General features: G+C 63.3%; 21 protein-coding genes. 5 read left to right on the plus strand and 16 right to left on the minus strand.

Annotated features, from left to right (window positions below; all coding sequences use genetic code 11):
* Nucleotides 1-165: 165 nt before the first annotated feature.
* Genes ABWP92_RS07065 through ABWP92_RS07075 form a run of 3 tightly spaced genes read left to right on the plus strand, consistent with a single transcriptional unit; the run spans nucleotide 166 to nucleotide 4,320 of the window.
* On the plus strand, nucleotides 166-1,587 hold the full coding sequence (locus tag ABWP92_RS07065; RefSeq protein ID WP_353234662.1) for a basic amino acid/polyamine antiporter: 1,422 nt from the start codon (nucleotides 166-168) through the stop codon (nucleotides 1,585-1,587).
* A gap of 20 nt (nucleotides 1,588-1,607) precedes the next feature.
* On the plus strand, nucleotides 1,608-2,861 hold the full coding sequence (gene arcA / locus ABWP92_RS07070; RefSeq protein ID WP_353234663.1) for an arginine deiminase: 1,254 nt from the start codon (nucleotides 1,608-1,610) through the stop codon (nucleotides 2,859-2,861).
* Nucleotides 2,862-2,883: 22 nt separating this feature from the next.
* Nucleotides 2,884-4,320: a basic amino acid/polyamine antiporter gene (locus ABWP92_RS07075; RefSeq protein ID WP_353234664.1), complete on the plus strand. Its 1,437-nt coding sequence runs from the start codon at nucleotides 2,884-2,886 to the stop codon at nucleotides 4,318-4,320.
* A gap of 13 nt (nucleotides 4,321-4,333) precedes the next feature.
* Here ABWP92_RS07075 and ABWP92_RS07080 read toward each other — a convergent pair whose 3' ends face one another.
* The 4 genes from ABWP92_RS07080 to ABWP92_RS07095 form a co-directional block, all read right to left on the minus strand.
* Nucleotides 4,334-5,788 (minus strand): basic amino acid/polyamine antiporter, encoded by a 1,455-nt coding sequence (locus tag ABWP92_RS07080; protein WP_353234665.1) that lies wholly within the window; start codon nucleotides 5,786-5,788, stop codon nucleotides 4,334-4,336.
* 148 nt (nucleotides 5,789-5,936) lie between these two features.
* Complete coding sequence (locus ABWP92_RS07085; RefSeq protein ID WP_353234666.1) at nucleotides 5,937-7,349, minus strand: efflux transporter outer membrane subunit; 1,413 nt, start codon at nucleotides 7,347-7,349, stop codon at nucleotides 5,937-5,939.
* On the minus strand, nucleotides 7,339-10,509 hold the full coding sequence (locus ABWP92_RS07090) for a multidrug efflux RND transporter permease subunit (protein WP_353234667.1): 3,171 nt from the start codon (nucleotides 10,507-10,509) through the stop codon (nucleotides 7,339-7,341). The genes ABWP92_RS07085 and ABWP92_RS07090 overlap by 11 nt, the downstream gene beginning before the upstream one ends.
* 20 nt (nucleotides 10,510-10,529) lie before the next feature.
* Nucleotides 10,530-11,681, minus strand: a complete 1,152-nt coding sequence (locus ABWP92_RS07095; RefSeq protein WP_353234668.1) for an efflux RND transporter periplasmic adaptor subunit — start codon at nucleotides 11,679-11,681, stop codon at nucleotides 10,530-10,532.
* 450 nt (nucleotides 11,682-12,131) lie between these two features.
* On the opposite strand from ABWP92_RS07095, the gene ABWP92_RS07100 reads away from it, so the two are divergent.
* A complete protein-coding gene (locus tag ABWP92_RS07100) occupies nucleotides 12,132-12,998 on the plus strand; it encodes a hypothetical protein (protein ID WP_353234669.1) in 867 nt (288 codons plus the stop codon).
* Between the two features lie 85 nt (nucleotides 12,999-13,083).
* Here ABWP92_RS07100 and ABWP92_RS07105 read toward each other — a convergent pair whose 3' ends face one another.
* The 12 genes from ABWP92_RS07105 to ABWP92_RS07160 form a co-directional block, all read right to left on the minus strand.
* The gene (locus ABWP92_RS07105; RefSeq protein ID WP_353234670.1) at nucleotides 13,084-14,241 is read right to left on the minus strand and encodes an ABC transporter substrate-binding protein; all 1,158 of its coding nucleotides are present in this window, start codon (nucleotides 14,239-14,241) and stop codon (nucleotides 13,084-13,086) included.
* A gap of 309 nt (nucleotides 14,242-14,550) precedes the next feature.
* Complete coding sequence (locus tag ABWP92_RS07110; protein ID WP_353234671.1) at nucleotides 14,551-14,850, minus strand: IPTL-CTERM sorting domain-containing protein; 300 nt, start codon at nucleotides 14,848-14,850, stop codon at nucleotides 14,551-14,553.
* 122 nt (nucleotides 14,851-14,972) lie between these two features.
* Nucleotides 14,973-15,380, minus strand: coding sequence for a hypothetical protein (locus ABWP92_RS07115; RefSeq protein WP_353234672.1), 408 nt, complete (start codon nucleotides 15,378-15,380; stop codon nucleotides 14,973-14,975).
* Between the two features lie 253 nt (nucleotides 15,381-15,633).
* Complete coding sequence (locus ABWP92_RS07120) at nucleotides 15,634-16,320, minus strand: flavin reductase family protein (RefSeq protein WP_353234673.1); 687 nt, start codon at nucleotides 16,318-16,320, stop codon at nucleotides 15,634-15,636.
* A 37-nt stretch (nucleotides 16,321-16,357) separates the two neighbouring features.
* Nucleotides 16,358-17,320 carry a Bug family tripartite tricarboxylate transporter substrate binding protein gene (locus ABWP92_RS07125; protein WP_353234674.1) on the minus strand — a complete coding sequence of 321 codons (963 nt, stop codon included), beginning with the start codon at nucleotides 17,318-17,320 and terminating at the stop codon, nucleotides 16,358-16,360.
* A 67-nt stretch (nucleotides 17,321-17,387) separates the two neighbouring features.
* The gene (locus tag ABWP92_RS07130) at nucleotides 17,388-18,554 is read right to left on the minus strand and encodes an iron-containing alcohol dehydrogenase (protein ID WP_353234675.1); all 1,167 of its coding nucleotides are present in this window, start codon (nucleotides 18,552-18,554) and stop codon (nucleotides 17,388-17,390) included.
* A gap of 20 nt (nucleotides 18,555-18,574) precedes the next feature.
* Nucleotides 18,575-19,636: a CaiB/BaiF CoA transferase family protein gene (locus ABWP92_RS07135; protein ID WP_353234676.1), complete on the minus strand. Its 1,062-nt coding sequence runs from the start codon at nucleotides 19,634-19,636 to the stop codon at nucleotides 18,575-18,577.
* Between the two features lie 9 nt (nucleotides 19,637-19,645).
* On the minus strand, nucleotides 19,646-20,431 hold the full coding sequence (locus tag ABWP92_RS07140; protein WP_353234677.1) for a citryl-CoA lyase: 786 nt from the start codon (nucleotides 20,429-20,431) through the stop codon (nucleotides 19,646-19,648).
* 6 nt (nucleotides 20,432-20,437) lie between these two features.
* A complete protein-coding gene (locus ABWP92_RS07145) occupies nucleotides 20,438-22,624 on the minus strand; it encodes an acetate--CoA ligase family protein (RefSeq protein ID WP_353234678.1) in 2,187 nt (728 codons plus the stop codon).
* On the minus strand, nucleotides 22,582-23,094 hold the full coding sequence (locus ABWP92_RS07150) for a MaoC family dehydratase (RefSeq protein ID WP_353234679.1): 513 nt from the start codon (nucleotides 23,092-23,094) through the stop codon (nucleotides 22,582-22,584). Before ABWP92_RS07150 ends, ABWP92_RS07145 begins: the two co-directional genes overlap by 43 nt.
* An 8-nt stretch (nucleotides 23,095-23,102) precedes the next feature.
* Nucleotides 23,103-24,248, minus strand: coding sequence for an acyl-CoA dehydrogenase family protein (locus tag ABWP92_RS07155; protein WP_353234682.1), 1,146 nt, complete (start codon nucleotides 24,246-24,248; stop codon nucleotides 23,103-23,105).
* A gap of 30 nt (nucleotides 24,249-24,278) precedes the next feature.
* Nucleotides 24,279-25,028, minus strand: coding sequence for an SDR family NAD(P)-dependent oxidoreductase (locus tag ABWP92_RS07160; protein ID WP_353234680.1), 750 nt, complete (start codon nucleotides 25,026-25,028; stop codon nucleotides 24,279-24,281).
* A gap of 250 nt (nucleotides 25,029-25,278) precedes the next feature.
* Between ABWP92_RS07160 and ABWP92_RS07165 the strand changes: the two genes are divergently transcribed.
* A complete protein-coding gene (locus ABWP92_RS07165) occupies nucleotides 25,279-26,025 on the plus strand; it encodes an IclR family transcriptional regulator (protein ID WP_353234681.1) in 747 nt (248 codons plus the stop codon).
* Nucleotides 26,026-26,372: the final 347 nt, after the last annotated feature.

Genomic DNA, 26,372 nt, shown 5'->3' on the forward strand with positions numbered 1-26,372 from the left:
CTTAGATGCCACAAGCATCCAATACTCACGATCTATCAAAACATTGACTCCCTGCAGTATTGCAAATAAGCCCCGCCAACACTGGCCGAATGGGTGACACAACAAAGAGTTGACACTCATAAACAAATCTGCGAAAAAGCCAAAACCCGCCGTTCTGGAGAAGATATGGCATCAAATGAGCAAAAAATGACCCGAATGCAGCTGACCGCCATGGTGGTGGGAAGCATGGTCGGGGCGGGCATCTTCTCCTTGCCTCGCACCTTTGCCAATGCCACGGGCCCGTTGGGCGCGGTCATAGCCTGGCTGATCGCCGGCACGGGCATGTACATGCTGGCGCGGGTTTTCCAATTCCTCGCCGAACGCAAGCCGAACCTGGACGCAGGCGTCTTCGCCTATGCCAAGGAGGGTTTCGGAGACTACCCTGGCTTTCTATCGGCCTTTGGCTACTGGATCGGCTCCTGCATCGGCAACGTCTCGTACTGGGTGCTGGTCAAATCCACCCTGGGCGCGTTCTTCCCCGTTTTCGGAGACGGCAACACGGCGATCGCGATCGCCGTGGCATCGGTCGGCATCTGGCTGTTCCACTTCCTGATCCTGCGCGGCGTGAAGCAGGCCGCGTTCATCAACACGGTGGTCACCATCGCCAAGGTGATCCCGATCCTGGTGTTCATCGTCATCCTGATCTTCGCGTTCAAGCTCGACCTGTTCCGCACCAATCTCTACGGCGGCGACCTTACCGGCAACATATTTGAACAGGTCCGCGCCACGATGCTGGTGACGGTCTTCGTATTCATCGGTATCGAGGGCGCCAGCGTCTATTCACGCTATGCGCGCGAACGCTCCGACGTGGGGTCCGCCACCGTCCTGGGCTTTGTCGGGGTCACGGTGCTGATGGTGCTGGTGACCCTGCTTCCTTATGCCGTCATGCAGCGCGCCGACATCGCCGGCATGCGCCAGCCGTCGATGGCCACGGTGCTGGAATCGGTGGTGGGCCCATGGGGCGCGCTGTTCGTCAGCGTGGGGCTGATCATCTCGGTGCTGGGCGCCTATCTGGCCTGGTCGCTGATCTGTGCGGAAGTTCTCTTCGCCGCGGCAAAGACCCGCGACATGCCCAAGCTGTTCGCGCGAGAGAATGCCAACCAGGTGCCGGTCAACGCGCTGTGGATGACGAACATTGTCGTGCAACTGCTGGTGATCACGACTTACTGGTCGAGCGACGCGTTCACGCTGATGCTGAACCTCACCAGCGCGGTGGCACTGCTGCCCTATCTGTTCGTTGCGGCCTACGGCCTCATGCTTGCGCGGCGCGGAGAGACCTATGAGTCGCGCTCGCGCGAACGCACCCGCGACCTCGTCATGGCGGCAATCGCCGTCATCTACACGGCATTCATGATCTACGCCTGCGGCATGAAGTATCTGCTGCTGTCGGCCATCCTGTATGCGCCCGGCACTTTGCTGTATGTGTGGGCGCGGCGCGAGCAGGGCAAGAAGGTGTTCGGCTCCGTGGACTGGATCATTCTGGCGGTGGTGATCATCGGCGCCGTGGTCGGCGTCCATGGACTGGCCACGGGCGGAATCGCCATCTGAACAAACTCCGGGGGTAACACATGAGCAAGACGGGCGAAATGGCATTGGGCGTTCATTCCGAAGTGGGACAACTGCGCAAGGTGATGGTCTGCGCGCCGGGCCGCGCGCACTCGCGGCTGACGCCGAGCAACTGCGACGACCTGCTGTTCGATGACGTGCTCTGGGTGGAAAACGCCAAGCGCGACCACTTCGACTTCGTCACCAAGATGCGCGACCGCGGTGTCGATGTGCTGGAGATGCACAACCTGCTGACCGAAACGGTGGCCGTGCCCGAGGGCAAGAAGTGGCTGCTCGATCACCAGGTCGTACCCAACCAGGTCGGGCTGGGCTTTGTCGACGAGCTGCGCAGCTATCTCGAAGGCCTGGACGACCGGGAGCTGGCCGAGACCTTGATCGGCGGGCTCTCGACCCATGACTTTCCCGATGCCCATGGCGGCGAGGCGCTGAAGATGGCGCGCGAGGCGGCCGGCAGCACCGAGTACCTGCTCCCCCCCTTGCCCAATACGCTCTACACGCGCGACACCACCTGCTGGATCTATGGCGGCGTGACGCTCAACCCCTTGTACTGGCCCGCAAGACACGAGGAAACGCTGCTGACCACGGCGATCTACAAATTCCACCCCGACTTCGCCGGCAAGGTCAACGTCTGGTGGGGCGACCCCACCCAGGATCATGGCCTGGCCACGCTCGAGGGCGGCGACGTGATGCCCATCGGCAAGGGCATCGTGCTGATCGGCATGAGCGAACGCACGTCGCGCCAGGCCATCAGCCAACTGGCAGCCGCCCTGTTCGCCAAGGGCGCGGCCCAGCGCGTGATCGTGGCGGCCATGCCCAAGATTCGCGCGGCGATGCACCTGGACACGGTGTTCACGTTCGCGGACCGCGACTGCGTGCTGGTTGCGCCGGATTTCATGAACAGGACCAGCACCTTCTCCTACTACCCGAGCGAACGCCACGGCGGCGTGGAATTGCGCCGTGAGGACAAGCCCTTCGTGGACGTGGTCACGCAGGCGCTGGGCTTGAAGAAGATGCGCGTGGTCGAGGCTGGCGGAAGCGACTACCAGCGCGAACGCACGCAGTGGGACAGCGGCGCCAACCTGGTGTGCGCCTCGCCCGGCGTCGTCTACGCCTATGACCGCAACACCTATACCAACACGCTGCTGCGCAAGGCCGGCATCGAGGTCATCACCATCGTCGGCGCCGAGCTGGGACGAGGCCGCGGCGGCGGTCACTGCATGACCTGCCCCATCGTGCGCGATCCGGTGGACTACTGACCGCACCTGAAAGCCAAGGCTCATGGCCGCCCCGCAAGAACAAGATCAGAAACTGTCCCTGGGGGCGCTGATCGCGCTGGTGGTGGGGTCCATGATCGGCTCCGGCATCTTCGCCGTGCCATCGGCCTTCGGCAGTTCGACCGGCGGCCTCGGCGCCCTGATCGCCTGGACGATCGCGGGGGCGGGCATGCTGATGCTGGCGTTCGTTTTCCAGGCCCTCGCCCGGCGCCGCCCCGATCTGGACACCGGCATCTATGCGTATGCGCGCGCCGGCTTCGGAAGCTATCCGGGGTTCTGCGCCGCCGCGGGCTATTGGATCGGGTGCTGCCTGGCCGACGTGGCCTGCCTGGTTCTGATCAAGGCCACGCTGGGACTGTTCTTCCCGATCTTTGGAGACGGCACCACCGCCGCTGCCGTCATCGGGGCTTCCGTGATACTTTGGGGAACCCACGTTCTGATCCTCCGGGGCATCAAGGAAGCCGCCACCATCAACACGATAGCGACGATCGCCAAGATCGTGCCGCTGGTGGTCTTCATCGTCGTTGCCATCGCGGGCTTCAATGCGGAGATCTTCGCGCTGAACTTCCGCGGCGTGGACGCCCAGGGCCAATCAAGCCTTGGAACGCAGGTGCGCAGCACGATGCTGGTGACCGTGTTCGTCTTCGTCGGCATCGAAGGCGCCATTGTCTACTCGCGCTACGCAAGGCGCCGCCAGGACGTGGGAGTGGCCACGCTGTTCGGCTTCCTGGGTGTGCTGAGCCTGCTGGTGCTGGTGACCATGCTGTCGTACGGCATACTGCTGCGCCCCGATCTGGCGGCGCTGCCCCCACCCGCGCTCGCGGGCATCATGGCCTCCATCGTGGGGCCGTGGGGCAAGGTGTTCATCAGCATCGGCCTGTTGATCAGCATCCTGGGCAACTATCTGTCGTGGTCGCTGCTCGCCGCCGAGGTGCTGCACTCCGCCGCCAAGGACGGCACGATGCCGAAGTTCCTTGCGCGCGAGAACGCCAGGGGCGCGCCCGTGGCCGCGCTGTGGCTGAGCAACATCGTGATCCAGAGCTTTCTCGTGGTCACCGTGTTCGCGGAATACGCCTTCACCATGGCGCTGAAGATGACCGGCTCCATGACCCTGGTGCCCTACCTGCTGGTGGCGGCCTATGGATTCAAGCTGGCGTGGAGCGGGGAGACCTATGAGGCCGAGCCCCATGAACGCCGCAGGGACAGCCGACGCAGCGCCGTCGCGTCCGTATATGCCCTCGTGATGCTATGGGCCGGCGGCCTCAAATTCCTGGCGCTGTCGGCCATTCTCTATGTGCCCGCGACGGCTCTTTACGTGCTTGCACGCAGGGAGCAGGGAGCCAGGCTGTTCACCTCCATCGAGCTTTTCATCTTTCTCGCCCTGCTCGTGGTCGCCACCGGCGGCCTGCTCGCACTGCTATCCGGAGCGATCTCCATCTGACGGGCGGTGCGCTTCAAAGCAGCAAGGCTCCCGTGGTCAACGCGTAGATGGCGACCGCCGCGCAGAAGATCATCGCGAGAAATACCAGCCAGTCGGCCCCCGCGAGCCCACGGGAATGGTTCTCGTGGCAGGCACGAATGTAGAGAACCGTACCCGCCAGGTAGAGGATCGATGACAGCAGCAGGAACTTGAGTCCTCCCGTGTACAGCATGGCCACGGCAAACACCGCCGCCACGGCGCTGCGCATGCCGTCGCCAACGCGTTGCCGCTGCATGCCCGCCACATAGGTTTCACCCGTGAAAGCGAGTTTGACGCCGTATGCGGCCACCAGCAGATAAGGCACGAGCATCATCGAGCTGGTCATCTGCAGCGCCAGATAGAAGGCATGCTCGGCATGCCGGGAGACGATCAGGAGGAACTGGATCGTCAGGTTGGTGAGCCACAGCGAGGCGATGGGAACCCCCTTGCTGTTCATCCGTTCGAGAAACCCGGGCATGGCTCCGTCACGCGCCGCCGCATAGAGCACCTCGGTCGCCAGCAGCGACCATGCCAGATAGTTGCCCAGGATGCTGATCAGCAGGCCGATGCTGATGAACCCCCAGCCCCATGGCCCGACGATGCTTTGCAGCACGCTGCCCAGCGCCGGGGCCGAAAGCGCCGCGAGGTCCGAGCGGGGCAGGACGCCATAGGACAGCATGGTCACCAGCACCAGCAGGCAAAAAACACCGATGGAGCCCACCAGGGTGGCGGCCCCGATATCCGATCTTTTGCGCGCGTAGCGGGAAAACACGTTGGCGCCTTCCATGCCGACGAACATGAATACGGCCATCAACATCATGGCCCGTATTTCACCGGCCAGGGGCACGGCATCGCCCGCGCCGCCACTCCAGAAATTCGCCTTGAAGACATCGGAGCGGAACCCCGCAATCGCCAGCGCTATGAAGACCAGGATGGGAATGACCTTCAGGATCGTCGTGATGGCATTGATGACGGCGGCCTTGCGCATGTCGTGCATGACCAGCAGATGGAAAAGCCACAGCATGACGGAGGCCCCCACGAGGGCAGCGGGAGTGCTTCCGTTGCCAAAGGCGGGAATGAATTTTCCAAGCGTCGCCTGGATGTGCATGAGGCAGACCACGTCGGCCAGGCAGCACCCGATCCAATAGCCGAACGCCGAGTTGAAGCCCATGTACCTGCCGAAGCCTTCCCGGGCATAGGCATAGACGCCGGTGTCCAGCTCGGGCTTGCGATTGGACAGTGTGCGAAAGACCAGCGCCAGCGCCAGCAGCCCGGCGCCCGCGACGAACCACACGATCAGTGCCGCAAATCCTCCGCCGGTACGGCCAAAGGCCGACGGCGCGGTGAAGATCCCCGAACCGATCATGGAGCCGATGACCATGCCTATCAGAGCGCCGCGCGACAGCTTCTGGTCATCCGCCGCCCGTGGACTGCGTCGAAGAGGATTCATATTGGAATTGATGAACAGGTTATCGAAACTCCATCCTTACGGTGAACGCCGCATCCCGTCGGGCATGTGGCGCGCCCTGCAGTCGGCGGCCAGGACGGAACCGTTTCCGGCCTGGAATCACCTGCGCCGGCGGTCTCCACGCAGCGGCCTAATCCGGCCGGCTTTCACGCTCGCCGCCACCGCCCAGGGCCACATACAGGGAGACGCCGTTTTGCAGCGCCGCGGCGCGCAACTGGATCAACTGCTGCTCGGCGGCAAATTGGTTGCGCTTCGCGTCCATCACTTCGAGGTAGATGGAGATGCCGTTCTGGTAGCGCAGCTCGGCTGTCTCGGACAAACGCTGCTGCGCCGCCACGGCCGTTTCCTGCGCGGCGATCTGCTCCGACAGGCGGCGGCGGGCGATGAGCGCATCGGAGACTTCCGCGAAGGCGCCCTGCACCGTGCGCTGATAGGCGGCCACCAGTTCCTCGCGCCGCGCCCGGGTCTGCGCCAGCACCGCCGCGCGCTGCCCCGCATCGAAGATGGGCAGTCCGATCACGCCGCCAAGGGACCATGTCTTCTGGCCGCTGTTGAGCAGATCGCTCATTTCCGTGGAAACGTAGCCAAAGTTGCCCGTCAGCGAGATGCGCGGGAAGAACGCCGCCCGCGCCGCGCCGATGTCGGCCTCTGCCGCCCGCAATTGCTGTTCGGCCTGCAGGATGTCCGGGCGCCGCGCCAGCAGCTGCGAAGGCAGCCCCACGGCAATGGCGCCGAACTGTTCGGTATGCGTGATCGACTTGCGCAGCGGCAACAGCCCCGAGACCGGGCCGCCCACGAGAATCATCAGCTGATTGTTCAGCTGCTCCACGGAGCGCTGCAACTCGGCCAGCTGCCCCTGCGCCTGCGTCGCCAGGATCACGGCCTGGTCGTAATCCACCAAAGAAGTCACGCCGGCATCCAGCCGCATCCTGGCGATCTCCAGGCCGTAGCTGCGCGCGTCCAGGGTACGCTGCGCCAGATCGATCCCATCCTGCCCGGAGAGGATCGCATAGTAGGTGGCGCCCACGTTGGCCACCAGCGACAGACGGAACGCGCGCTCCGCCTCCAGCGTCGCCAGGAAGCGGCGGCGCGCCGCCTCCGAGAGATTGGCCACGCGCCCCCAGAAGTCGATTTCAAAGGAAGACACCGCCGCCTGAACGTTGTATTGGTCGGCAATGACCGAGCCGCCTCCCATGGCCGGGGACAGCGGCGTGCGGCCGCGCGCGGCGCCGCCCGAGGCATTCACGCTCGGCCAGCGATCGGCATCCTGGATCCGGTAGAGCGCGCGCGCCTGCTCCACCCGGGCGACGGCCGCAGCCAGGTCGCGGTTGTTCGCCAGCGCCTGGGCGATCAGGGATTTCAGTTGGGGATCGACAAAGAACTCCCGCCATCCAACGCTGGCGGCCGCGCGTGCTCCCGCGCCATCTTCCGGCACGTCAAAGCGCTCCGGCACCGGCAATGGCGGCTCCTGGTGGACAGGCGCCAGATTGCAGGCGCTCAGGGCGCAGCAAGCCGCAAGCACGGACAAGGCGCTACGCATCATTGGCCCCTTCCTGATCAACACCCGGCTGCACGGCCCGCTTGCGCCTGCCCAGCCAGCGCCGGGCCAGCACGTAGAACAGCGGCGTGAGAAAGATGCCGAACAACGTGGCGGTGAGCATGCTGCCCATCACGCCGGTTCCCACGGCTCGCCGGCTGGCGGCGCCCGCTCCGCTGGCCAGCACCAGGGGCAGCATGCCGAGGACGAAGGTCACACTGGTCATGAGGATGGGACGCAGCCGCTGCCGCGCAGCATTGAGCGCGGCGGTCGCCGGATCATTGCCCGCCGCTTCATCCTTGATCGCGAACTCCACGATCAGGATGGCGTTCTTGGCCGCCAGGCCGATGATGGTGATCAGGCCGACGTTGAAGTACACATCGGCCGACATCCCGCGCGCCATCGTGAACAGCACCGCCCCGGTCACTCCCAGCGGCACGATCAGCAGCACCGCCACGGGAATCGACCAGCTCTCGTACAGCGCCGCCAGCAGCAGGAAGGCAACGATCAGGGACAGCCCCAGCAACAGGCCGATCTGGCCGGCGGCCTGCTTCTCCTCGAAGGCGGTGCCGGTCCATTCGTGGGTCATGCCCGCGGGCAGCACGCTGGCGGCGATGCGCTCCATCTCGGCGAGCGCCGCGCCGCTGGATTGACCCGGCGCCGCCTGTCCCGACAGCGTGGCCGATGGAAAGCCGTTGTAGCGCTCCAGCTGCTGCGGCCCGGACATCCAGCGTATCCGCGTGAAAGCGGAGAACGGAACCATCTCGCCGCTGGCGTTGCGCACCCGCATGGCGCCGATATCCTGCGCGCGCATGCGCTGCTCCGCCTCGGCCTGCATGAACACGCGCAGCACATTGCCTTCGAACACGAAATCGTTGATGTAGCTGGAGCCAAAGGTCATGGCCAGCATCTGGTTGACCTGCGCGATCTGCAGCCCCAAGGCTCGCGCCTTGACGCGGTCGATTTCCACATAAAGCTGCGGCGCCTCCGGCATGCCTTCGATGCGCACGCCGGTCAGCACCGGGCTGCGCGCGGCCTCCAGCATAATCTGCTGGCTCGCGCGCTGCAACGCGGCGGTGCCGGCGCCGCCACGGTCCAGCAGCTTCAAGGTGAAGCCCGTGGCCGTACCCAGCGAAGGGATGGCCGGCGGGCTGAGGGCGAAAATCGTGGCCTGCGGAATGCGCAGGAAAGCGCCATTGGCCCGCATGGCCACGGCGTCCGCGGTATCTTGCGGCCCACGGCGCTCATCCCAGGGCTTGAGATCGACGAAGGCCATGGCCGCCGACTGGCCCTGTCCCATGAAGTTGAACCCGGTCACGGAAGCCACGTTGCGCACCTGGGGCTGCTCCCGCAGAAAAGCCTCCGCCTGTTGCAGCGCCAGTTCGGTGCGCTCCAGCGTGGAGCCAGGCGCGCCGATGACGGTGACCAGCAACACGCCCTGGTCTTCGCCGGGCAGGAAGCTCCCCGGCAGGCGCGAGAACAGCCAGCCCGTCAGCGAGCACAGCAGCACGAACGCCACCAGCCAGCGGCCGGGCTTGCGCAGCATGGCGCCCACCCAGCGCACATAGCCGTCGTTGAGGCGATCCATGCCGCGATTGAAGCCCGCGAACAGGCGCCCCCCAAGGCCCTGCCTACGGCCGCCCGATGCAGCGGCCGACGCCTGGCCAGCGGGGCGCAGCAGGACAGCGGACATCGCCACGCCCAGCGTCAGCGCCAGCAGGGTCGAGAGCACGATGGAGACCGACAGCGTGACCGAGAACTGGCGATAGATCCCACCTGTCGAGCCCGGGAAGAAGGCCATCGGGATGAATACCGCGACGAGCACCAGCGTGCTGGCGATGGCAGCCCCCGATATCTGCCCGAGGGCCTTGGCGGCGGCGACCGGCGCGCTGACGCCTTCCTCGCGCATGACACGCTCGACATTCTCCACCACCACGATGGCATCGTCATTGAGGATGCCGATGGCCACCACCATGGCGAACAGCGACAGCAGGTTGATCGACATGCCGAACAGATACAGTCCCACGCAACTGCCGATCAGCGCCAGCGGCACCACGATGGTGGGAATCAGCGTGGCCCGCCACTTTTGCAGGAACAGGAACACAACCACCGTCACCAGCAGCAGCGCTTCGACCATGGTGCGCAGCACGCCGCGCACCGAGACCGTGATGAAGGGCGTGCTGTCGTATGGAACCGTCCAGCTCACGCCTGACGGAAAACTCGGCTGCAGCTCGGCCAGCCGGGCGCGCACCGCCTGGGCCACCGCCAGCGAGTTCGCGCCGCTGCTCAGCTGTATCGCCATGCCGGCAGCCGGCTTGCCGTTCATCCGGAAGCCGAAGCCATAGCTTTCATTGCCCAGCTCGACACGCGCCACGTCGCCCAGGCGCACGGTGGAGCCATCGGCCGCGGCGCGCACGATGATCTGGCGGAACTCCTCGGGCGTGCTGAAGCGGCCCTGCGCGACGATGCTGGCGGTGAGCTCCGTGCCCGGCACCACCGGCTGATCGCCCAGCCCCCCGCCAGCGATCTGGCTGTTCTGCTCCTGCACCGCCGCCATCACCTCCGCCACCGAGAGTCCGAAGCCGGTGAGCTTGTCACGATCGAGCCAGATGCGCATGGCATAGGACGAACCGAACAGCTGCACATTGCCCACGCCCGGGATACGGCGCAACTCGTTGACGATATTGTTGGCCGCGAAGTTGCCCAGTTGCAGAACGTCCACCGCCGGGTCCGCCGACTGCAGGGCGATCATCATCAGAAAGCCGGTGCTCGACGCCGTCACCGTCACCCCCATCTGCCGCACCTCCTGCGGCAGCCGCGGCTCCACCCGGCTGACACGATCCTGCACTTGCGTGCGCGCCAGATCCAGATCCGTGCCCGGGCGCAGCGTCACGGTGACCTGCGAGGAGCCGTTGGAGCGGCTGAGCGCCGACATATAGAGGAAGTTGTCGACCCCGTTCATCTCCTGCTCGATGATGGAGGTAACGCTGCGGTCGACGGTCTGCGCATCGGCGCCCCTGTATGAGGCGCTCACCGTCAGCGAGGGCGGCGCGATGTCCGGGTACTGCTCCACGGCCAGCAGGTTCAGCGCGATCGATCCAAACAACAAAAGAAAGAGCGCGATCACCCACGCAAACACCGGGCGCGAAACAATGAAGCTGTTCATCGTGTGGCCGCCCCGGCTGCTCAATTGCCTCTATCCGCGGAAGCCGCAGCGGCCCGGGCATCGACCTTCTGCCCGGGCCTCACGCCCAGCCAGCCATCGACGATCACCTTCTCCCCCGGTTGCAGGCCGTCGCGCACGGTCCAGCCATTTTGGCCTTGCGAGCCAAGGACCACCTGGCGCCGGCTGGCCGTGCCATCCCGCGCCACCACGGTCACGTTGGCCGACGCGCCTTCGAACTGGATCGCCCGTGTCGGCACGCTCACGACCTCGTGCTTGGCCCCCACCGAGATACGCCCGCGCACGAACTGGCCCGGCAGCAGCGTGCGGCGGGGATTTGGAAACCGCGCCCGCACGGTCTGGCTGCCGGTGGACGGATCCACCGCCATATCCGTGAAATCGAGAAACCCCGGCTCTGGGTATTCCGTGCCATTGGACAGGACCAGCCGCACCTCGATGTGCGACGGATCGGGCACCTGGATGGCACCCGACTGGATCTGCTCGCGCAGGTTCAGCAATGCATCGTTGGATTGTGCGAAAACCGCTGAAATGGGCGACAGCTGATGCACCTGCGTCAGCAGCGTGGCGGCCCCGGCGCTGACGAGCGCGCCCTCGCTGACCAACGCCCGCCCCACCCGCCCCGCAATCGGCGCGCGAACGGTGCTGCGCTCCACCCTCAACCGGGCCTGCGTGACCGCTGCCGTGGCATCCAGCACGTTGGCATCGGCCTGGCGCAGCGCCGTCGTCGCCGCATCGAACTCCTGAGCGCTGACGGCCTGCCGCGCCACCAGAGGCTGGAAACGATTGACGATGGCAGCCTCGTTGTCGCGCACCGCCTGCGCGCGCTGCAGCGCGGCCTCGGCCTGCTGCAGCGAGGCACGGGTGTCGCTGGGATCGATCTGGAAAAGCGGCGCGCCGGCAGCCACGTCGGTGCCATCCTGGAACAGTTGCCGCTGCACGATGCCATCCACGCGGGCGCGTACCTCGACGGCGCGCACGGACTCGACACGGCCAGGCAATTCGATCACGTTGGGAACCGGCGTCGCCGCCACCTCGGCCACGACAACCGCGGGCGGCGGCATGGAAGGCGCGGCTGCATCTCCGCCCTGTCCGCAGCCTCCCAGCAGGGCAAGCGCGAAGACACCCGACGAGCGCCTGCAAGCCACGCTGCTCACCCGTCCCAGGCAAGTCCTGAGACCCGCAATCAAGCGTATCGCCCTGGATTGTCCAAACACGTCGCAAGCCATTGTTCAAGCCTTTTTCGCGTGACTGCGACAGATCATAACTGAATAGTTATTGTTTTGAGAATTCTCAACACTCCGAGTAAATCAGCCCATAACAAATCAAAAAGCTCTTTATTTAAAGCCTGTTGGAAGCTGTGCCAACAGCCATCCCCCATGTAATTCACTGCTGGAGATCCATCGCTGATTTGGAAGAAAACCATCGAGAACGCCGAATCAAAATCGTTTGAAGTACTTCCGGGCGCCCCATGCGCCATCGCTGGCAACGAGACCGTGGAGCACGGCGAGAGCAAAGTGATCTAATATTTTTTCTATCAAATCATTGGTAGTGATTTTAAGAAACCTTATGTAACATAAACGCTTTTATTGGCAATGGAGACAAGCATGAAGAAGTTCGCCCTGACCCTTGCCGCGCTGGCCTGCACCAGCGCAGCCTATGCTTTCATGCCCCAGGCGGGGACGTGGATCGTGACTTCGGAGAACAACGGGCAGCCCGGCCGCGGATTTGGACTGGATGTTCAGGACTCGACCTTGGTCATGCAGATGTACGCTTACCAGGCCAACGGCAATCCCACGTTCTATCTGTCCGCCGGACAAATATCCAACGATCAATACTCCGCTCCGCTCAACGAGTACAGCGGCGGCCGTTACTTCGGCAGCGGCGATCGCAATGGCGTGCAGACCGGCAGCGCGGGCAACGTCGCCATTCGCTTCACGTCGGGAACCACGGGCTTCATCACGTTCCCCGGAGAAGCGGAAAAGGCCATCTCCCGCTACAGCTTCGGCTACTCGTCCGCGGCGTCCAGCCTCAGGGGAATCTGGCTGTTCAGCCGGCTGGATTCGCTCACGCCCGTCTCCGACTTCGTACAGTTGTCCACCATCACGTCCGGAACCAGCACCGGAAACGGGGTGGTCGTTTCAGCGGATGGCCGCTTTGGCTGCGAACAGCAGGTCTCGGGCTCCCTCGCGGGCACGGTGCTGTGCGTGCGGTTGACCACATCCGGAGCGCTGGAGCGCGGCTATCAGTTCGTGTATAGCGTGAACGATGGCGATGGCCTGTATCTGAACAGTTCCGGCAACGCCACCTCCATCGCCGTGATGCGCCGCCTGGGGAACACGGCAGGCACCGGTACGGGCGTTCTCATCAAGAGCGACACGGCGGACGATGAACCCGCAGGGCCCGCTCAAACCCTGATCGGCCAGTTGCGCAGCCGGATAGAGCAACTGTCCCAAGCCGGCCTCTCTGATTGACGGGTCTTTGCCGCGCCCGTGCCGCCCCTTTGGCGCAAGGGAGCGGCATTCACCGCCGGACCGCGCGCGGCGCGGCACTGCTGCGTCAGGCGATGAAACGCCCCGTGGCGCCAAGCACTCCCAGGTCAATGAAGCGCGAACCCACATAGGGCATCTGGCCGCTGTAATCCACCATGAAGCCGCCCAGGTCCAGGTTGCGGATGGACAGCAGCGCCGAGCGCAGACGGCCCTGCGTGGGATCCTTGCCCGCACGCTCCAGCCCTTCGAGCAATACGCGCGCATTCACATAGGCTTCCAGGCTGCCCTGGGAGAAATCAGTCTTGCCCTGCGCGCGCATGGCGGCGTGGTAGTCGCGCACCAGCTGCAGCTTGGCACGGTAGGGATCGGGCACGATCATGGTGAGAGCCAGTCCGCTGCCGTCCTTGCCCAGCGTCGGCAAGCTCGCGCCGGGCAGGGTCACGCTCAAGCCGGCCATGAGCACGCCGGGCGATTCCTTCTTGAGCCCATGCACCAGATCCACCGACACCGTTCCCGCCGTCGCCAGCAACACGGCCGAGGGACGCGCCACCGCCACGGTCTGCAGCACCTGCTGCAGGTTCTTGCCATCGGTGGCCACCGCCGCCTGCACCGAGGGTTTCACATTCAGCGCGGCGAGCGCGGCCACCGCAACCTCCAGCAGCTCGCGGCCATAGCCGTTGTCCTGATACACGATACCCAGGCCCTTGAGCCCCATGCCCACCAGCCGCTGCACAAGGCGCTGTACCTCGTCGGAATAGCTGGCTCGCACATGGAACACGTTGCGCGCGTTCTTGCGCAGCGACGCGGCGCCCGTGATGGGAGCCACGTGGGGCAGAGCCGCCTCCTCGGTGAGCGGCAGTATGGCGGTATTGTTGGGCGTGCCCACGCACGACAGGAGCGCGAACGCGCTGCCCTGGCTGATGATCTGCTTGACATTGGACACGGTACGCTCGGGCTCGTAGGCGTCGTCCACCATCTGCAATTGCACGGTACGCCCGTGTATCCCGCCACGCGCATTGACCTGAGCGAAAGCCGCCCCCGCCCCCTGCTGAATGTCGCTGCCAAAACCGGAGAGCGGACCGCTCATCGCAGCGGAACACCCGATGGCGACGGCATTGGCCGACAGGCCCGGCACATCCTGCGCACAGGCCTGGCGCAGATAAGCGGGCGCAACCACGGCAGCGGCGATGCGGGCAGTATGAAGAGCGAATTGACGGCGATGCATGAGGTCTGGGATTACAGAGGGTATAAACAACGATCGTCCCGCCCACGGGCGCGAGGCGATCGTCAACGCGATCCAACGAATACGAGCGCACGATTGTGGGCGCAGGTGAGTTGCATTTTGTGACAAATGTCTCCCAATTCACGCCAACACCGCAGTGAACGAATCACGAGCGCATGGCGGATGAAGCCCATCATCCGCCATGGATGTCTGTCCCGAGAGATGGAAGCAGCGCTCCACGGCCGCCCCGGTTTCTGTCGCCGCTGACTTCCATGGCAATTCCATGGCAAGCGGCCTGAATGCCCACATTGTTCAAACCCGGCGCCGCAGCATTGCCAGCCCCAGGAGGCCCGACAGCGCCGACAGCAGCAACGCGCCCCACGGCGACAAGGCAGGAACCGCAGCCATGCCGCCCGGCATCTGCAAGAGCGCCTGTGTGGCATGGTCGGGCCGCTGACCAAGGCATCGGAACGCGTGATAGCCGATCAACTGGGCCTGGCTGTCTCCACCACCCACCAGCACATCGTTGCCGTGTTCCGTAAATTCGCCGTGCGCAGCCGTGCCAAGTTGATGGGTCTGTGGCTCAGCGGCCTGCATCGATGACAGCGACATGCAGGCCCCCGGGGCAGACAGATCATTCCGGCCTCACGGCCGCGCATGCATGGGGCCACAGCCGACAAAAGAAAAAAGCCGCCCGATAAAGGCGGCCCGTACCATCACGGTCATCTATCGAATCAATACTTGGTTGCCTTGATATCCGCCTTGGCCTTTTCGTAATCGGCCTTCGCCTGTTTCTTGCAGGCATCCTTGGCCTCACCAGTACTGTCATCGCATTTTTCCTCAGCGACTTCATAAGCGCCCTTGGCCTTCGCCTCGTCCACCTCCCGTTTGTGCTTGGCGCTGGGCTTGTATTGTTGTTCGAGTTCAGCCTTGGCGATCTTTTCTTTCGCTTCGGCCTCGTCCTCGCACACGTCCTTTGCATTGTCCTTGAGAGTGCCGCATTGCGCCTTTGCCGCCTTGTAGTCGGCTTCAATCTGCTTCTTTGCCGCAGAGTGCTGTTCGGACGTCATGCCTTGCGCGTGGGCCGCCCCCATGGAGAAGAAGACGGTCATCAGAGTCACTGCGAGTGGTTTGAGGTTCATTGGCTGCTCCTTGTTTCGACCACTACAGTTTCATGTCATCCGCCAACCAGCCACGTAGGTCTGTGCGCACTCAGCAAGCCGGAATTTCATAACGATCGTCATGGGAAAACTCCTTTTGAAGTGCTTTTCCCGGAGGTTGAAAAACGCCAGTTGGCGCCGCCGCGAAGAACACTCCCCTTCCCCATTTTTCAATGTCCGGTGGTTGTATCGATCCTCGGGCAGCCGCCCCCGGTGACCATCATCGGCCTTGCGTTCACTCCAACCGCTGCCGGCCATGGCGATACGACTCCCACTCCTCCAAAGTAGGCTGTGGCATGGCAAAGCGATCTCCCGTACAGGTGTACCACCCGGGGCTCTCCATACGGCCAATCGCCTCGAAGCGCGCGCTGTCGACGTGGCAGCGCTGCGTATCTTTGACGTATTCGTTATCGATGTGCATCGCCTGTACGGTCGCCATCACTATGACCGACGAAGGTTTCACATCGATGATCTGCTGCAGCCGGCATTCCAGTGCCACCGGGCTTTGCTTGATGCGGCGGCCTGCAATCCTGGAGCAGGCCACGGTTTCCAGTCCCGCCTTGTCAAGCTCGTTGACGCCCGAGGGAAACGCCACCGCGGTCGTGTTCATTGCCTGGGCAAGAGAAGCCGTGACCATGTTGATGACGAACTCCCGCGTCGCGCGGATATTGGACAGGCTGTCCTTGTCGCGTCCCCCGGGACGCCCCATGCCTATGCATACGACCGGAGGATGCCCGCCGAAGAAATTGAACAGTGAATACGGCGCGGCATTGGCCACGCCGTTGCCATCCTGGCTGACCACCCAGGCGATCGGCCGCGGCACGATGGACGAGGAAAGCAGCTTGTAGCTGCGAGCCAGATCCAATTGATCCATATCGAACATCATGATGAAGTGATCTCCAATGGTCTGAAGCACGGGCATGCAATGCAGGATCACATGGGCCCGCGCCCGCCCCGCATCAGTTGGTGCTGATCGTCACGCGCTTGAGCACTTCGGACCAGCGCTTGTGATCGTCATCGATCAATTGGTCGAGCGCCTTACTGTCCGCATGCAGCGGGATGGCTCCCATGTCGGAAATCTTCTGCTGGATTTCGGGATCCTGCATCACGGCTCCCATCTCCTTGCTCAGGCGCTCCACCACAGGCGCGGGCGTCTTTGCCGGAGCGAAGATACCCATCCAGCTGGAGGATTCCGCGCCTTTGACCCCCGCCTCGGCGGCCGTGGGAACATCGGGCAGGGATTTGATGCGCTCGCCATACACGACGGCCAGCGCACGCAGGCGTCCCGACTTGATGAAGCTGGCCGTGGTGGCTGGATAGTCAAACGCCACGGGGACGGAACCGCCCAGCAGATCCTGAACCGCGGGCGCACTTCCACGATAAGGAATGTGGGTCATCTTGATGCCCGCGACATCCTGGAACAGTTCGCCCGTCAGGTTGGCGGCGGAGCCATTGCCTGCCGTGGCGTAGCTCAGCTTGCCGGGGTTTTGCTTCGCGTATGCCACCAGCTCCGCCAGGGTCTTGTAGGGCGCGTCGGCCCGAACCACGATGACGGTGGCCGCGTCAATGAAACCGTACACCGAAGCGAAATCGCTTGCGGGTGGAATCTTCACATCTTTCTGGATCATCGCGTTGGTAACCTGCGTTCCACGCGTCCCCATGAACAGCGTGTATCCGTCCGGCTTTGCGCGCGATGCGTATTCGGCGCCGATGGCCCCGCCCGCGCCCGGACGGTTGTCCACCACGATGGGCTGGCCCAGCCGTTCAGACAGTTTCTTGGCCACGAGGCGGCCGGAGTTGTCGGTGATGCCGGCCGCGGTATAGGGAATCACCAGCGTGATCGGTTTTTCCGGATAGGTCTGGGCGGTGGCGATCTGCGCCATGCCCATCAGGAACAAGGCGGAGTAGACAAGCTTCTTCATTCAAATGTCTCCTTTTTGGTAGTTAAGTCTTCACAGGGGGAAGCCGATGGCCAGGTGCGCTCGCGTGTCACCAGGCGTCTTGAAGAATCTCCAGCGCATCAGCGGCGCTTTGGATGGGTCGTGGGTTGTGGCGCATGCCAGGGTCGTGCAAGCTTTTCCGGGCAATGTCGGGCAGATCGGCCTTGTCGACGCCAAGCTCACGCAATCGTGTTGGCAGGCCAAGGCCGCTCACCATCTGCCCGACCCAAGAGCCAAGGCCCATGCCCGAGACACCAAGGGCCGACATCACGCGGCATTGCTGCGAGCGGTTGTGGCCTTCATTCCAGCGCAGAACCGGCGCGAGAAGCACGCAGGACGTGAGGCCATGCGCGATACCTGCGTGCGCACCCAGTACATGACCGAGCGCATGGCTTGCTCCAGCCTTCACTCCGGCTGCGCCGCCGGCAATCGAAAGCCAGGATGCCAACTGGCACTGCTGGCGCGCCTGTAGATCCCCCGGGTTTTCATGCACGGCGGGCAGCGCCTGCGAAAGCATGCGCAGGGCGTGAAGGCTCAACGCGTCGGACATCGGGTGGCTGTGCTGCGACACCAGTCTTTCCACTGCATGGTCGATGGCCTTGACGCCGCTTGCCAGGAAGGTGGGCACAGGAAACTCCAGTGTCAGCACGGGATCGAGAATCACGCAGCGCGGCGCCATCGCGGCGTGAGCCACGATGTTCTTGATCTTGCGCGATGGATCGCTAACCCCCGCGAACCATGTGAATTCCGCCGCCGACAGGGTTTGTGGAACGGCGGTGATGCGCAGCCACCTGCCGTCATCCATCGAACGGTCACCGGGATCGACCAGACGCAAGTCCTGTGGATCCAGCAATGGAGCGACCTGCGCCGGCGAGCCGGAACGGACCAGCAGCGCGATGGCCTTGGCGGCGTCAATGACCGAACCGCCACCCAATGCGACGAGATGATCGGCGTTCAACTGCGTCGCCAGCACAGCCGCATCACGCACGCACGCCACCGGAACATGAGGCAGGGCATGAAGGAACTCACCCGCAAGGCGATCACCCAGCGCATCTCGCAGCCGTGCAAGCGCATTGGAGCCATGCGCGCGTGGCGACGCAATGATCAGTACCCGCCTCGCGCCCGCGGCGAGTACCTCGTCCGCTACGGCCTTCTCGAACGGTTGGCCGTGCACCACGCGCTCCAGCAAGGTGTGCCGATATGTACCCGCTGGCATGGATTGAGTTTCGTGCGAGCTCATTCTGCCGCCGAGCGGGTACGGGCCATGCCGGCGAGCTGCACGGGAAAGCGCAGAAAACCGCTTGCGTCATGCGCGTGCAGTTCGCGCCCGGCCGCGGCGCTTTCACGCAGCAAGTCGGACGGTTGCACCAGCAGCATCACCGGCACATCAGCGGCCACCAGAGCGGCATGCAGTTCGGCGCTGCCCATCGTGAGCACGCGTTCCGCGATGGCTCCACGGATGGCCCCCGCATGGTGGGCGCGATGCTCATAGTCCATGAACACCTGATCGGAGAACGCCTCCAGCTCAAGCACCTCGACCAGGCGTTGCCAGAAATGGTTTTCCAGCGCGCAGATCGTGATTTCCTTGTGGTCGCTGCAAAGGAAGACTCCGTAAGCGGGCTTGTCGAGCACGTCCTTGCGCTGCTGCGCCACAGTATCAAGGCCCTGCGCCGCAAAACTTCCGAGGCGGGGATTCATCCAGTGCGCCAGGCAGTCCGCAAGCGCTACGTCGAGATATTGGCCCTTGCCTGTGCGGGAGCGCTGAAGCAGCGCAGCCAGCACGGCGCTCAATCCGTACATGGACCCGCACAGGTCGGCGACGGGAAGTCCGAAGACATGCTCCGGCCGGCCATCGGGCAGCCCCGACAGCGCGAGCGCGCCGCTGGCCGCCTGGTAGTTGAGATCATGCCCCGGCCACAAGGCGCGCACTCCCGTCTGACCATAGCCGCTGAGCGACGCGTAGATCAGCCTGGGATGACGCAAGCCGAGCGATGCATAGTCCAATCCCAATCGTTTCATCACGCCGGGACGGTACGCTTCCAGCACGACGTCGGCGGTGTCGAGCAGTTGCTCGACCTGCTCACGCCCCTGGGCCGATTTCAGATCGACCTGGATGCTTTCCTTGCCTCGGTTGGCAGCGCGGAAAACGCCCGGCGCCATCAGGCGCGCGTTGTCGCCATGCGGAGGGCGCTCGATCTTGATGACCGTTGCCCCCATGTCCACGAGGTTTTGCGTGAGGAACGGCCCCGGCAGAAGCTCCGTGAAATCCAGTATGCGGATGCCTTGAAGTGGTGCCATGTCGATCAATCAATATCCGCTGGTCGCCTTGACATTGCGTGGGTCCTGGTCGAGCACGAGATCCCACAATTCCTGTCCCGTGGGGGATTCGAGTTCTTCGCGGACATGCGCCACCAGTCCCGCCGCGCGCCCAATCAGCATCAGGCCCCGGCCGAAGATGCCGTCAAGCCCCATGTCGGCAATGATTGCGCCTAGCGCGCCCGCGCCATTCAGTGGCAGGCGTTTCCCACGCTCTTGCTCCAGGACCGCCGGAATGGCGAGCGCCAGGCGCCAGTGCTTTCCAAAGTAGCCATGTTGCTCGGAGATATCGCGCAGAACGGGAACGCGCGGATCACCATGGACATGGATGTTGTGGCCGATGCCAGAGATAGGCATGCGGCTTGCGCGATACTCGCGCACCAGCTTGCGGGCGCACTCCATCACGGCCGCGTCGCTGGCGTTGCCGTCCAGATCAGCGGCTCCTTTCCTGTACATCTCCGCCACGTTCTGCACCGTTCCCAGAAAGCGGCTGCCCGCGCCGAGCAGGCCGGCGGCCACCGCCCCCTGCACCGACTCGGGCGCGCCCAGGAACGTCAGCCGTGCCGACAGCGCGCTCGGCGTGAGGCCGTGATCGGCGGCAGCGACCAGAATCAGATTGGCCATCGCCTTCTCGCGCTGCTCGGGCAGGCGCGAGAAATTCAGCCAATAGATCATGTCGATGAAGTCGAAATTGCCGAAGATTTCCGTGGAGAGGTTCTTGCCACGCACTGTGATGGCGTCCGGCGTGGTGTAGCCGATTTCCGTTTTGACTGCCATGTTTCTTTACTCCGGTTGATTCTTGAATGACTCTTCGATGATCACGACCGCATCCAGCGGAATCGCGCCCTGACCTTGCGCTCCGACCCATACCGGGTTGAGGTCGATTTCCCGTACCTGCGGGTTGGCGATCACGAAGTCCGATACCTTGAGAAGCAGCGCCTGCAACGCCTCGAGATCGCATTTCGGTTTGCCGCGCGCGCCATCGAGCAGCGGGAAGCACTGCACCTCGCGCACCATGGCCTCGCATGTCGATGGCGTGAGCGGCAACATGCGTCGGCTGATGTCCTTGAACACTTCCACGTAGATTCCACCCAGGCCGAAACTCATGATCGGGCCAAACACTTCGTCCCGCTGCACTCCAACGAACACTTCCATGCCGCCGGCGCCCGCCATGCGCTCGATCAGCAGTCCGTCGATGCGGGCATGCGGGGCCTTCTCCTTCACGGATTTCAGGATGCCCTCGCACGCCGAACGCACCGCCTGCGCATTGGCAAGGCCCACGGCAACGCCACCTACTTCGGATTTGTGCGCAATCTGTGGACTCACGATCTTGGCGACCACCGGGTAGCCCATCGCGTCGGCAAGGCGAACGGCCTCTTCCACGTTGGCGGCCACGGCGCGCTTCATGAACGAGACGCCCGCCCCCGAAAGCAGTTGCTTGCCTTCGGCTTCCGTCAACGTCCGCGCGGGTGTTGCCGCACCGGTGCGTGGCTCACCGACCGGTTGCGCGACAAAGCCGGGGTCACGCTGCTTCATCCAGCGACCCCATTCGATCCAATGCCCTATGGCCTTCACCGCGTTGTTCAGCGATCGCGCCGGAACCAGCCCCGCCTTCACGAGCGCACGGTAGCCGTCGCCCAGACGATCGCTCATCCACACGGGGAGAATCGGCACATCTGTAGAAGCCTGCACGCGCACCGCGCTCTCGGCGTTGTCGCACATGACCTTGCCGTAGTCGAGTGGGAAGGTATAGAGAACCAGGCCCACATCCGGGTCCTGAACGATGGCCTCCAGCGTGTCATCGACCAAGCGTGAGTTGGTGAAGATTTCCGTTCCCACATCCACCGGATTGCCGATGGCGGCATAGTCGGGCAACAGGGCTTTCAAGCGCTCCGTCGTGCGAGGCTCGAATTCGGAGAGCTTCAAGCCTGCGCTGCCGACCTTGTCGGCGGCAAGCGTGACCGCGCCGCCCGACGGACCGTAGATCACCAGTTTCTCCCTACCCGTGGGCAGTTGGCGAGCCAGCAGCCAGGCGGTATCCACAAGCTCGTCCATGTCATCCACTTCGATCACGCCGAGCTGCTTGAGCACCACGCTGTTGATCTGCGCGGAGCCTGTAATGGAGGCCGTGTGCGACTGCGCCGCGCGAATACCGTATTCGGACTTGCCGACCTTGAGCGCCACCACCGGCTTGCCCTTGGCGGCCGCGTGCTGAACGGCGGCGACGAACTTCTCGCCGCTCTTGAAGCCTTCGATCACCGTGATGATGACCTTCACGTCAGGCGCATCGGCCATGTAGTGAATGAAGTCGCTTACCTCCAGATCGGCCTGGTTGCCGGACGACGCCCAGGCGGCCACGCCGATGCCGCGTTCCATCGATTGCATGACGGTGCGGCCCAATCCGCCGCCCTGTGTCGCCAGGCCAATGGGGCCGGGCGTCAAGTCGAGACGGAACGCCGGCGAGAACGACATGCCGATCCTGGCGTTGATATTGTTGAGGCCAGGGCAGTTGGGGCCATAGATGCGCATGCCGCTGCGATTGGCGATGTCGCGCATCTGCGCTTCGACCTGCTTTCCCGCTTCGCCGGTTTCGCCGAATCCCGAGGTCAGCACGATCGCGAACTTCACGCCTTTCTGCGCGCACTCCTCCAGAGCCGCGATGACGGATCTGGCAGGGACTGTGATGATGGCCACATCGGGCGCTTCGGGCAGATCACGTACCGAGGCGTGGCAGGGCAGCCCCCTGATCTCCGACTTGGTGGGGTTGACCAGGTAGAGCGGCCCCTTGAGATGGGAGACGTCCATCAGGTTCTCCAATGTCCTCCCGCCAACGCTGTCGCCGCGGCTTGACGCCCCGACCAGTGCGATCGATCGGGGGTTGAACAGAAGATGAAGGTCCGAGAAGAGACTGGGCTTATCCGCCATGTTCATACCGCCTCCCTGCGCTTGAACAGCATGCTTACGAAACATTCGACAACGACCTCGCCTCGTTGGCTTACGGCGCTGCGCCGAAACTTCACGATGCCGCGATCGGGCTTGGAAGAAGGGCGGGCCTCCACCACTTCGATGTCCACGGTGATGGTGTCGCCGGCGAGCGTAGGTTTGATGAAGCGGCACTCCGTACCCAGCAACGCCAGCATGGACGGCTCCAGCAACTGGTTGACGATGGTGCGGGTGTTGAGTCCCGCCATGTACGACACCACCAGCAGGCCATGTGCGATGCGTTGGCCGAATGGTCCGCTGCGGGCCGCTTCGTCATCGACATGGGCGCGGTTCATGTCGCCCGTGAGCGCGGCGAAGGAGACAATGTCCGCTTCCGTGATGGTTCGCGAGGACGTCCGGTACCTGAAGCCGACGGGCAGGTCCTCCCAGAAGTAGCGCCCCGGCATGATGCTGTCCAGCGCCGTTGATGCCTGTTCAATGTTCTGCGTTGAAGTCATGGAACACCTCAGACAATGGCGGACATGCCGAGCAGGCTGCGCCCGATGATGAGCGTCTGGATTTCCGTCGTGCCTTCGGGAATCGTGCCGCCGCGCGTGTCGCGGAAGATGCGCTCGATGGGGTATCCCACCGCGTACCCCTGTCCACCATGCACCTGCAGCGCCATGTTCGCCACTTCGTGAGCGGCTTCGGTGGCATACAGCTTGGCGATGGCGCACTCCATCGTGGCTCGCCCCTGCTGCATGGCGCACGAAGCCTGGTACGCCAGCGCGCGTGCCGCATTGACTCGCATGGTCATATCGACGATGTGCTTCTGCACGAGCTGGAAACTGCCGATCGGCTTTCCGAACTGCATGCGGCTCTTGGCAAAATCGGTTGCCAGATCGAGCGCCGATTGCGCAGCGCCCACCGCGCCGTGGGCGATATGCAGACGTCCCGCATCAAGGCCCGCCAGCGTGACACGCATGGCCTCGCCCTCCTCGCCAAGCAGATTCTCGCGCGGCACCTTAACGTCGTAGAAACCCAGCTCTGCGGTGCCGGTGCAGCGCAGCACCATTGTTTCCACGGAACGCCGCTCGAACGGCGATTCATTGGCGTCCACTATGAACAGCGAGAGCTTGCCGTCACAGTCGGGGCTATAGGTGCGCGCCACGACGATGCCGATGTCGCCCCACAGTCCGTTGCTGATCCACAGCTTGCGGCCGCTGATCACGTAGTGATCGCCCTTCAGATCGGCACGCGTCTGCACGGCGGCAGGGTTGGAGCCCACGTTCGGTTCGGTGATGGCGGTGAAGATGGAACTCTTGCCTTCGATGAGCGGCTTGAGGTACTTCTCCTTCTGTTCGGGCGTGCCCTTGCTTGCCAGCATCATCATCGGCACGTTGGTGCAGTTGAGCATGGTGCGCAGCGACAGCCAGTGATAGCCCAGCTCGCCGAACATCATCGACCAGGTCACATAGTCGATGCCGAGGCCACCCTCCGATTCGGGCAGCACACCGCCCATGAAGCCAAACTCGGCCAGCTTGGGAAACAGTTCAAATGGGAATTTGCGGCTGGCCTCGCATTCGTCGATCAGCGGAGTGACTTCGCGCTGCATGAATCGCCGCAACTGGCCCTGCAGTTCAAGCTGCTCGGAGGTGAGATCAAAGTTCATCATGAATCAGTCGTCCTTGAATGAAGAGGCTCAGCCCGAATAGCGGCCGCCGGTCACAAAGAGCGTGGTGCCGCTGATGTAGCGCGCCACATCCGAAGCAAGAAACGCGACTGCGTTGGAGATGTCCCGCGGCTCGCCAAGAAAGCCGACCGGAACCTTGGCGGTGGCAGCTTCCTGCAACTTGGGAAAGTGGGGCAGATTGCGCATACCGGGGGTCATGATGAAGCCCGGCGCAATGGCGTTCACGGTGACGCCGAAGCGACCTTGCTCCTGCGCCAGCGCGCGGGTGAAGCCCACGAGCCCTGCCTTGCCTGCCGAGTAGTTGGTCTGTCCCGGGTTGCCGAACAGTGATCGCGAGGAGATGTTGATCACTCGACCCCACTTCTTTTCCATCATCTGCGGCAGCACGGCGCGCGAGCAAAGGAATGCGCCCTTCAAGATGATGTCCACCACGCTGTCCCAGGACTGCTCGGTCATCTTGGTGAGGTAGCCGTCCTTCACGATACCGGCGTTGTTCACCAGGATGTCCACGCCGCCCAGTTGCTGCGCCTGCGCCACCAGATGCGCCACTTCGTCTTCGCTGGTCACATCGCATGCCACGGCGATGGCTTCATGCCCCGCCTTTCGCAAGTCATCGGCGGCCTCGTTCGCACTGCTGGCGTTGATGTCGGAGACGATGATCTTGCATCCCTCCTCAGCCAGTTTGAACACCGTATCGCGGCCAATGCCACTGCCCGATCCTGTGACGAGGGCCACGCGCCCTTGGAGATTGAGTTCCATGTTGCTCCTGAATTCTTTTCTTCAATTTTCAACGAAATATCGTTTTTATTAACGATTAGTCGTAATTTAATTTTTACAGATGATCATGTCAACAGCAACGGCGACACTATTTCAACGGGTTCTGGAAATCCCTGATACCCAGATAACTATGCGGCCCAGCCAAGGAGATGCCATGCTGATCCAATGCTTATGAAAACAACCAGACGAAGTAGAATCCGACCTATCGTCAAGAACTGAATCAGGAGCTTGTGTGCCCGCAGACGTACCCGCATGTGCCCGGACCCTGGCGGTCCTCGAAGTGTTCGCGCGCGAGAAGCGCGAGCTGTCCGTATCCGATGTCGCGCGATTTCTGGACTTGGCGGACAGCAGTTGCTCCGACCTGCTGCACACCATGATGAAAGCCGGATATGTGGTGCGCACCGCCAAGACGCGGCGCTTTTACCCAACCGGCAAGCTCTACTCCATCGCCCTGGACATCTCGCGCAACGACCCTCTTTACATGGCCAGCCTGGAGATGGTGGAATTGCTCAGCGAGAGAACGGGCGAATCCGCCTTCTGCGCCGTACTCGACGATGGAGCCGTCAAGGTGCTGGCAACGATCGAAGGCAAGCACCACCTGCGCTACGTGCTGCGTGCTGGAGAACGCATTGCATTGCACGCTTCAGCGCTCGGCAAGGCGGTTCTAGGCAGCCTCGATGATGAAGAAATGCGCCGCCAGTTGCGTCTGAAGCCACTGCGCAAGGTCACCTCCGAAACCATCATCGATCCCAACGCCCTGGAAGAAAACGTCAAGGGCCAGCGCGAGCGCGGCTGGTACAGCGTGCAAGAAGAAGGAAACGATGGCGTTCTGGCGTTCGGGGTTCCGCTGCAGATCGGGGACGCCAAAGTCGCGCTATCCATCGCGGGCCCCGTCGATCGCATGCGCAAGAATCAGGATGCCTACCTCAATGAAATGAAGCAGATCGCAGCGACCATCAACACGGACAAAAATGGTTGAATGACCTGGCAAGATAGTCCACCATCCAGGTTGATTCCTATTGCGCGGAACCGCTGGGCGCCGCCACACAGATACAGCCCGCCGTTGCGGTAGGCTCCGATGATCGAGCAGGTTGGGAGCGACGACGCCATCGAGCCACGTCGAGAGTTTTGCCGCGCGCCCGCTGCAATGCAGAATTTGGCCAGAAGGCATGACATAAAGGCCCACTCATGCGCCTCTACCCGCCATCCAGCAAATTCGGATTCATCCCTCTACCCCAAGGGCGATCAACCAAAGAAAAACGGGCTACACCTTTTGGATGTAACCCGTTGATTTCTTTCGAATAAATGGTCGGCGTGGCGGGATTC

The organism is Diaphorobacter ruginosibacter, assembly GCF_040396215.1.
In the GTDB taxonomy this organism is placed as follows: Bacteria; Pseudomonadota; Gammaproteobacteria; order Burkholderiales; family Burkholderiaceae_C; genus Diaphorobacter_A; species Diaphorobacter_A ruginosibacter_A.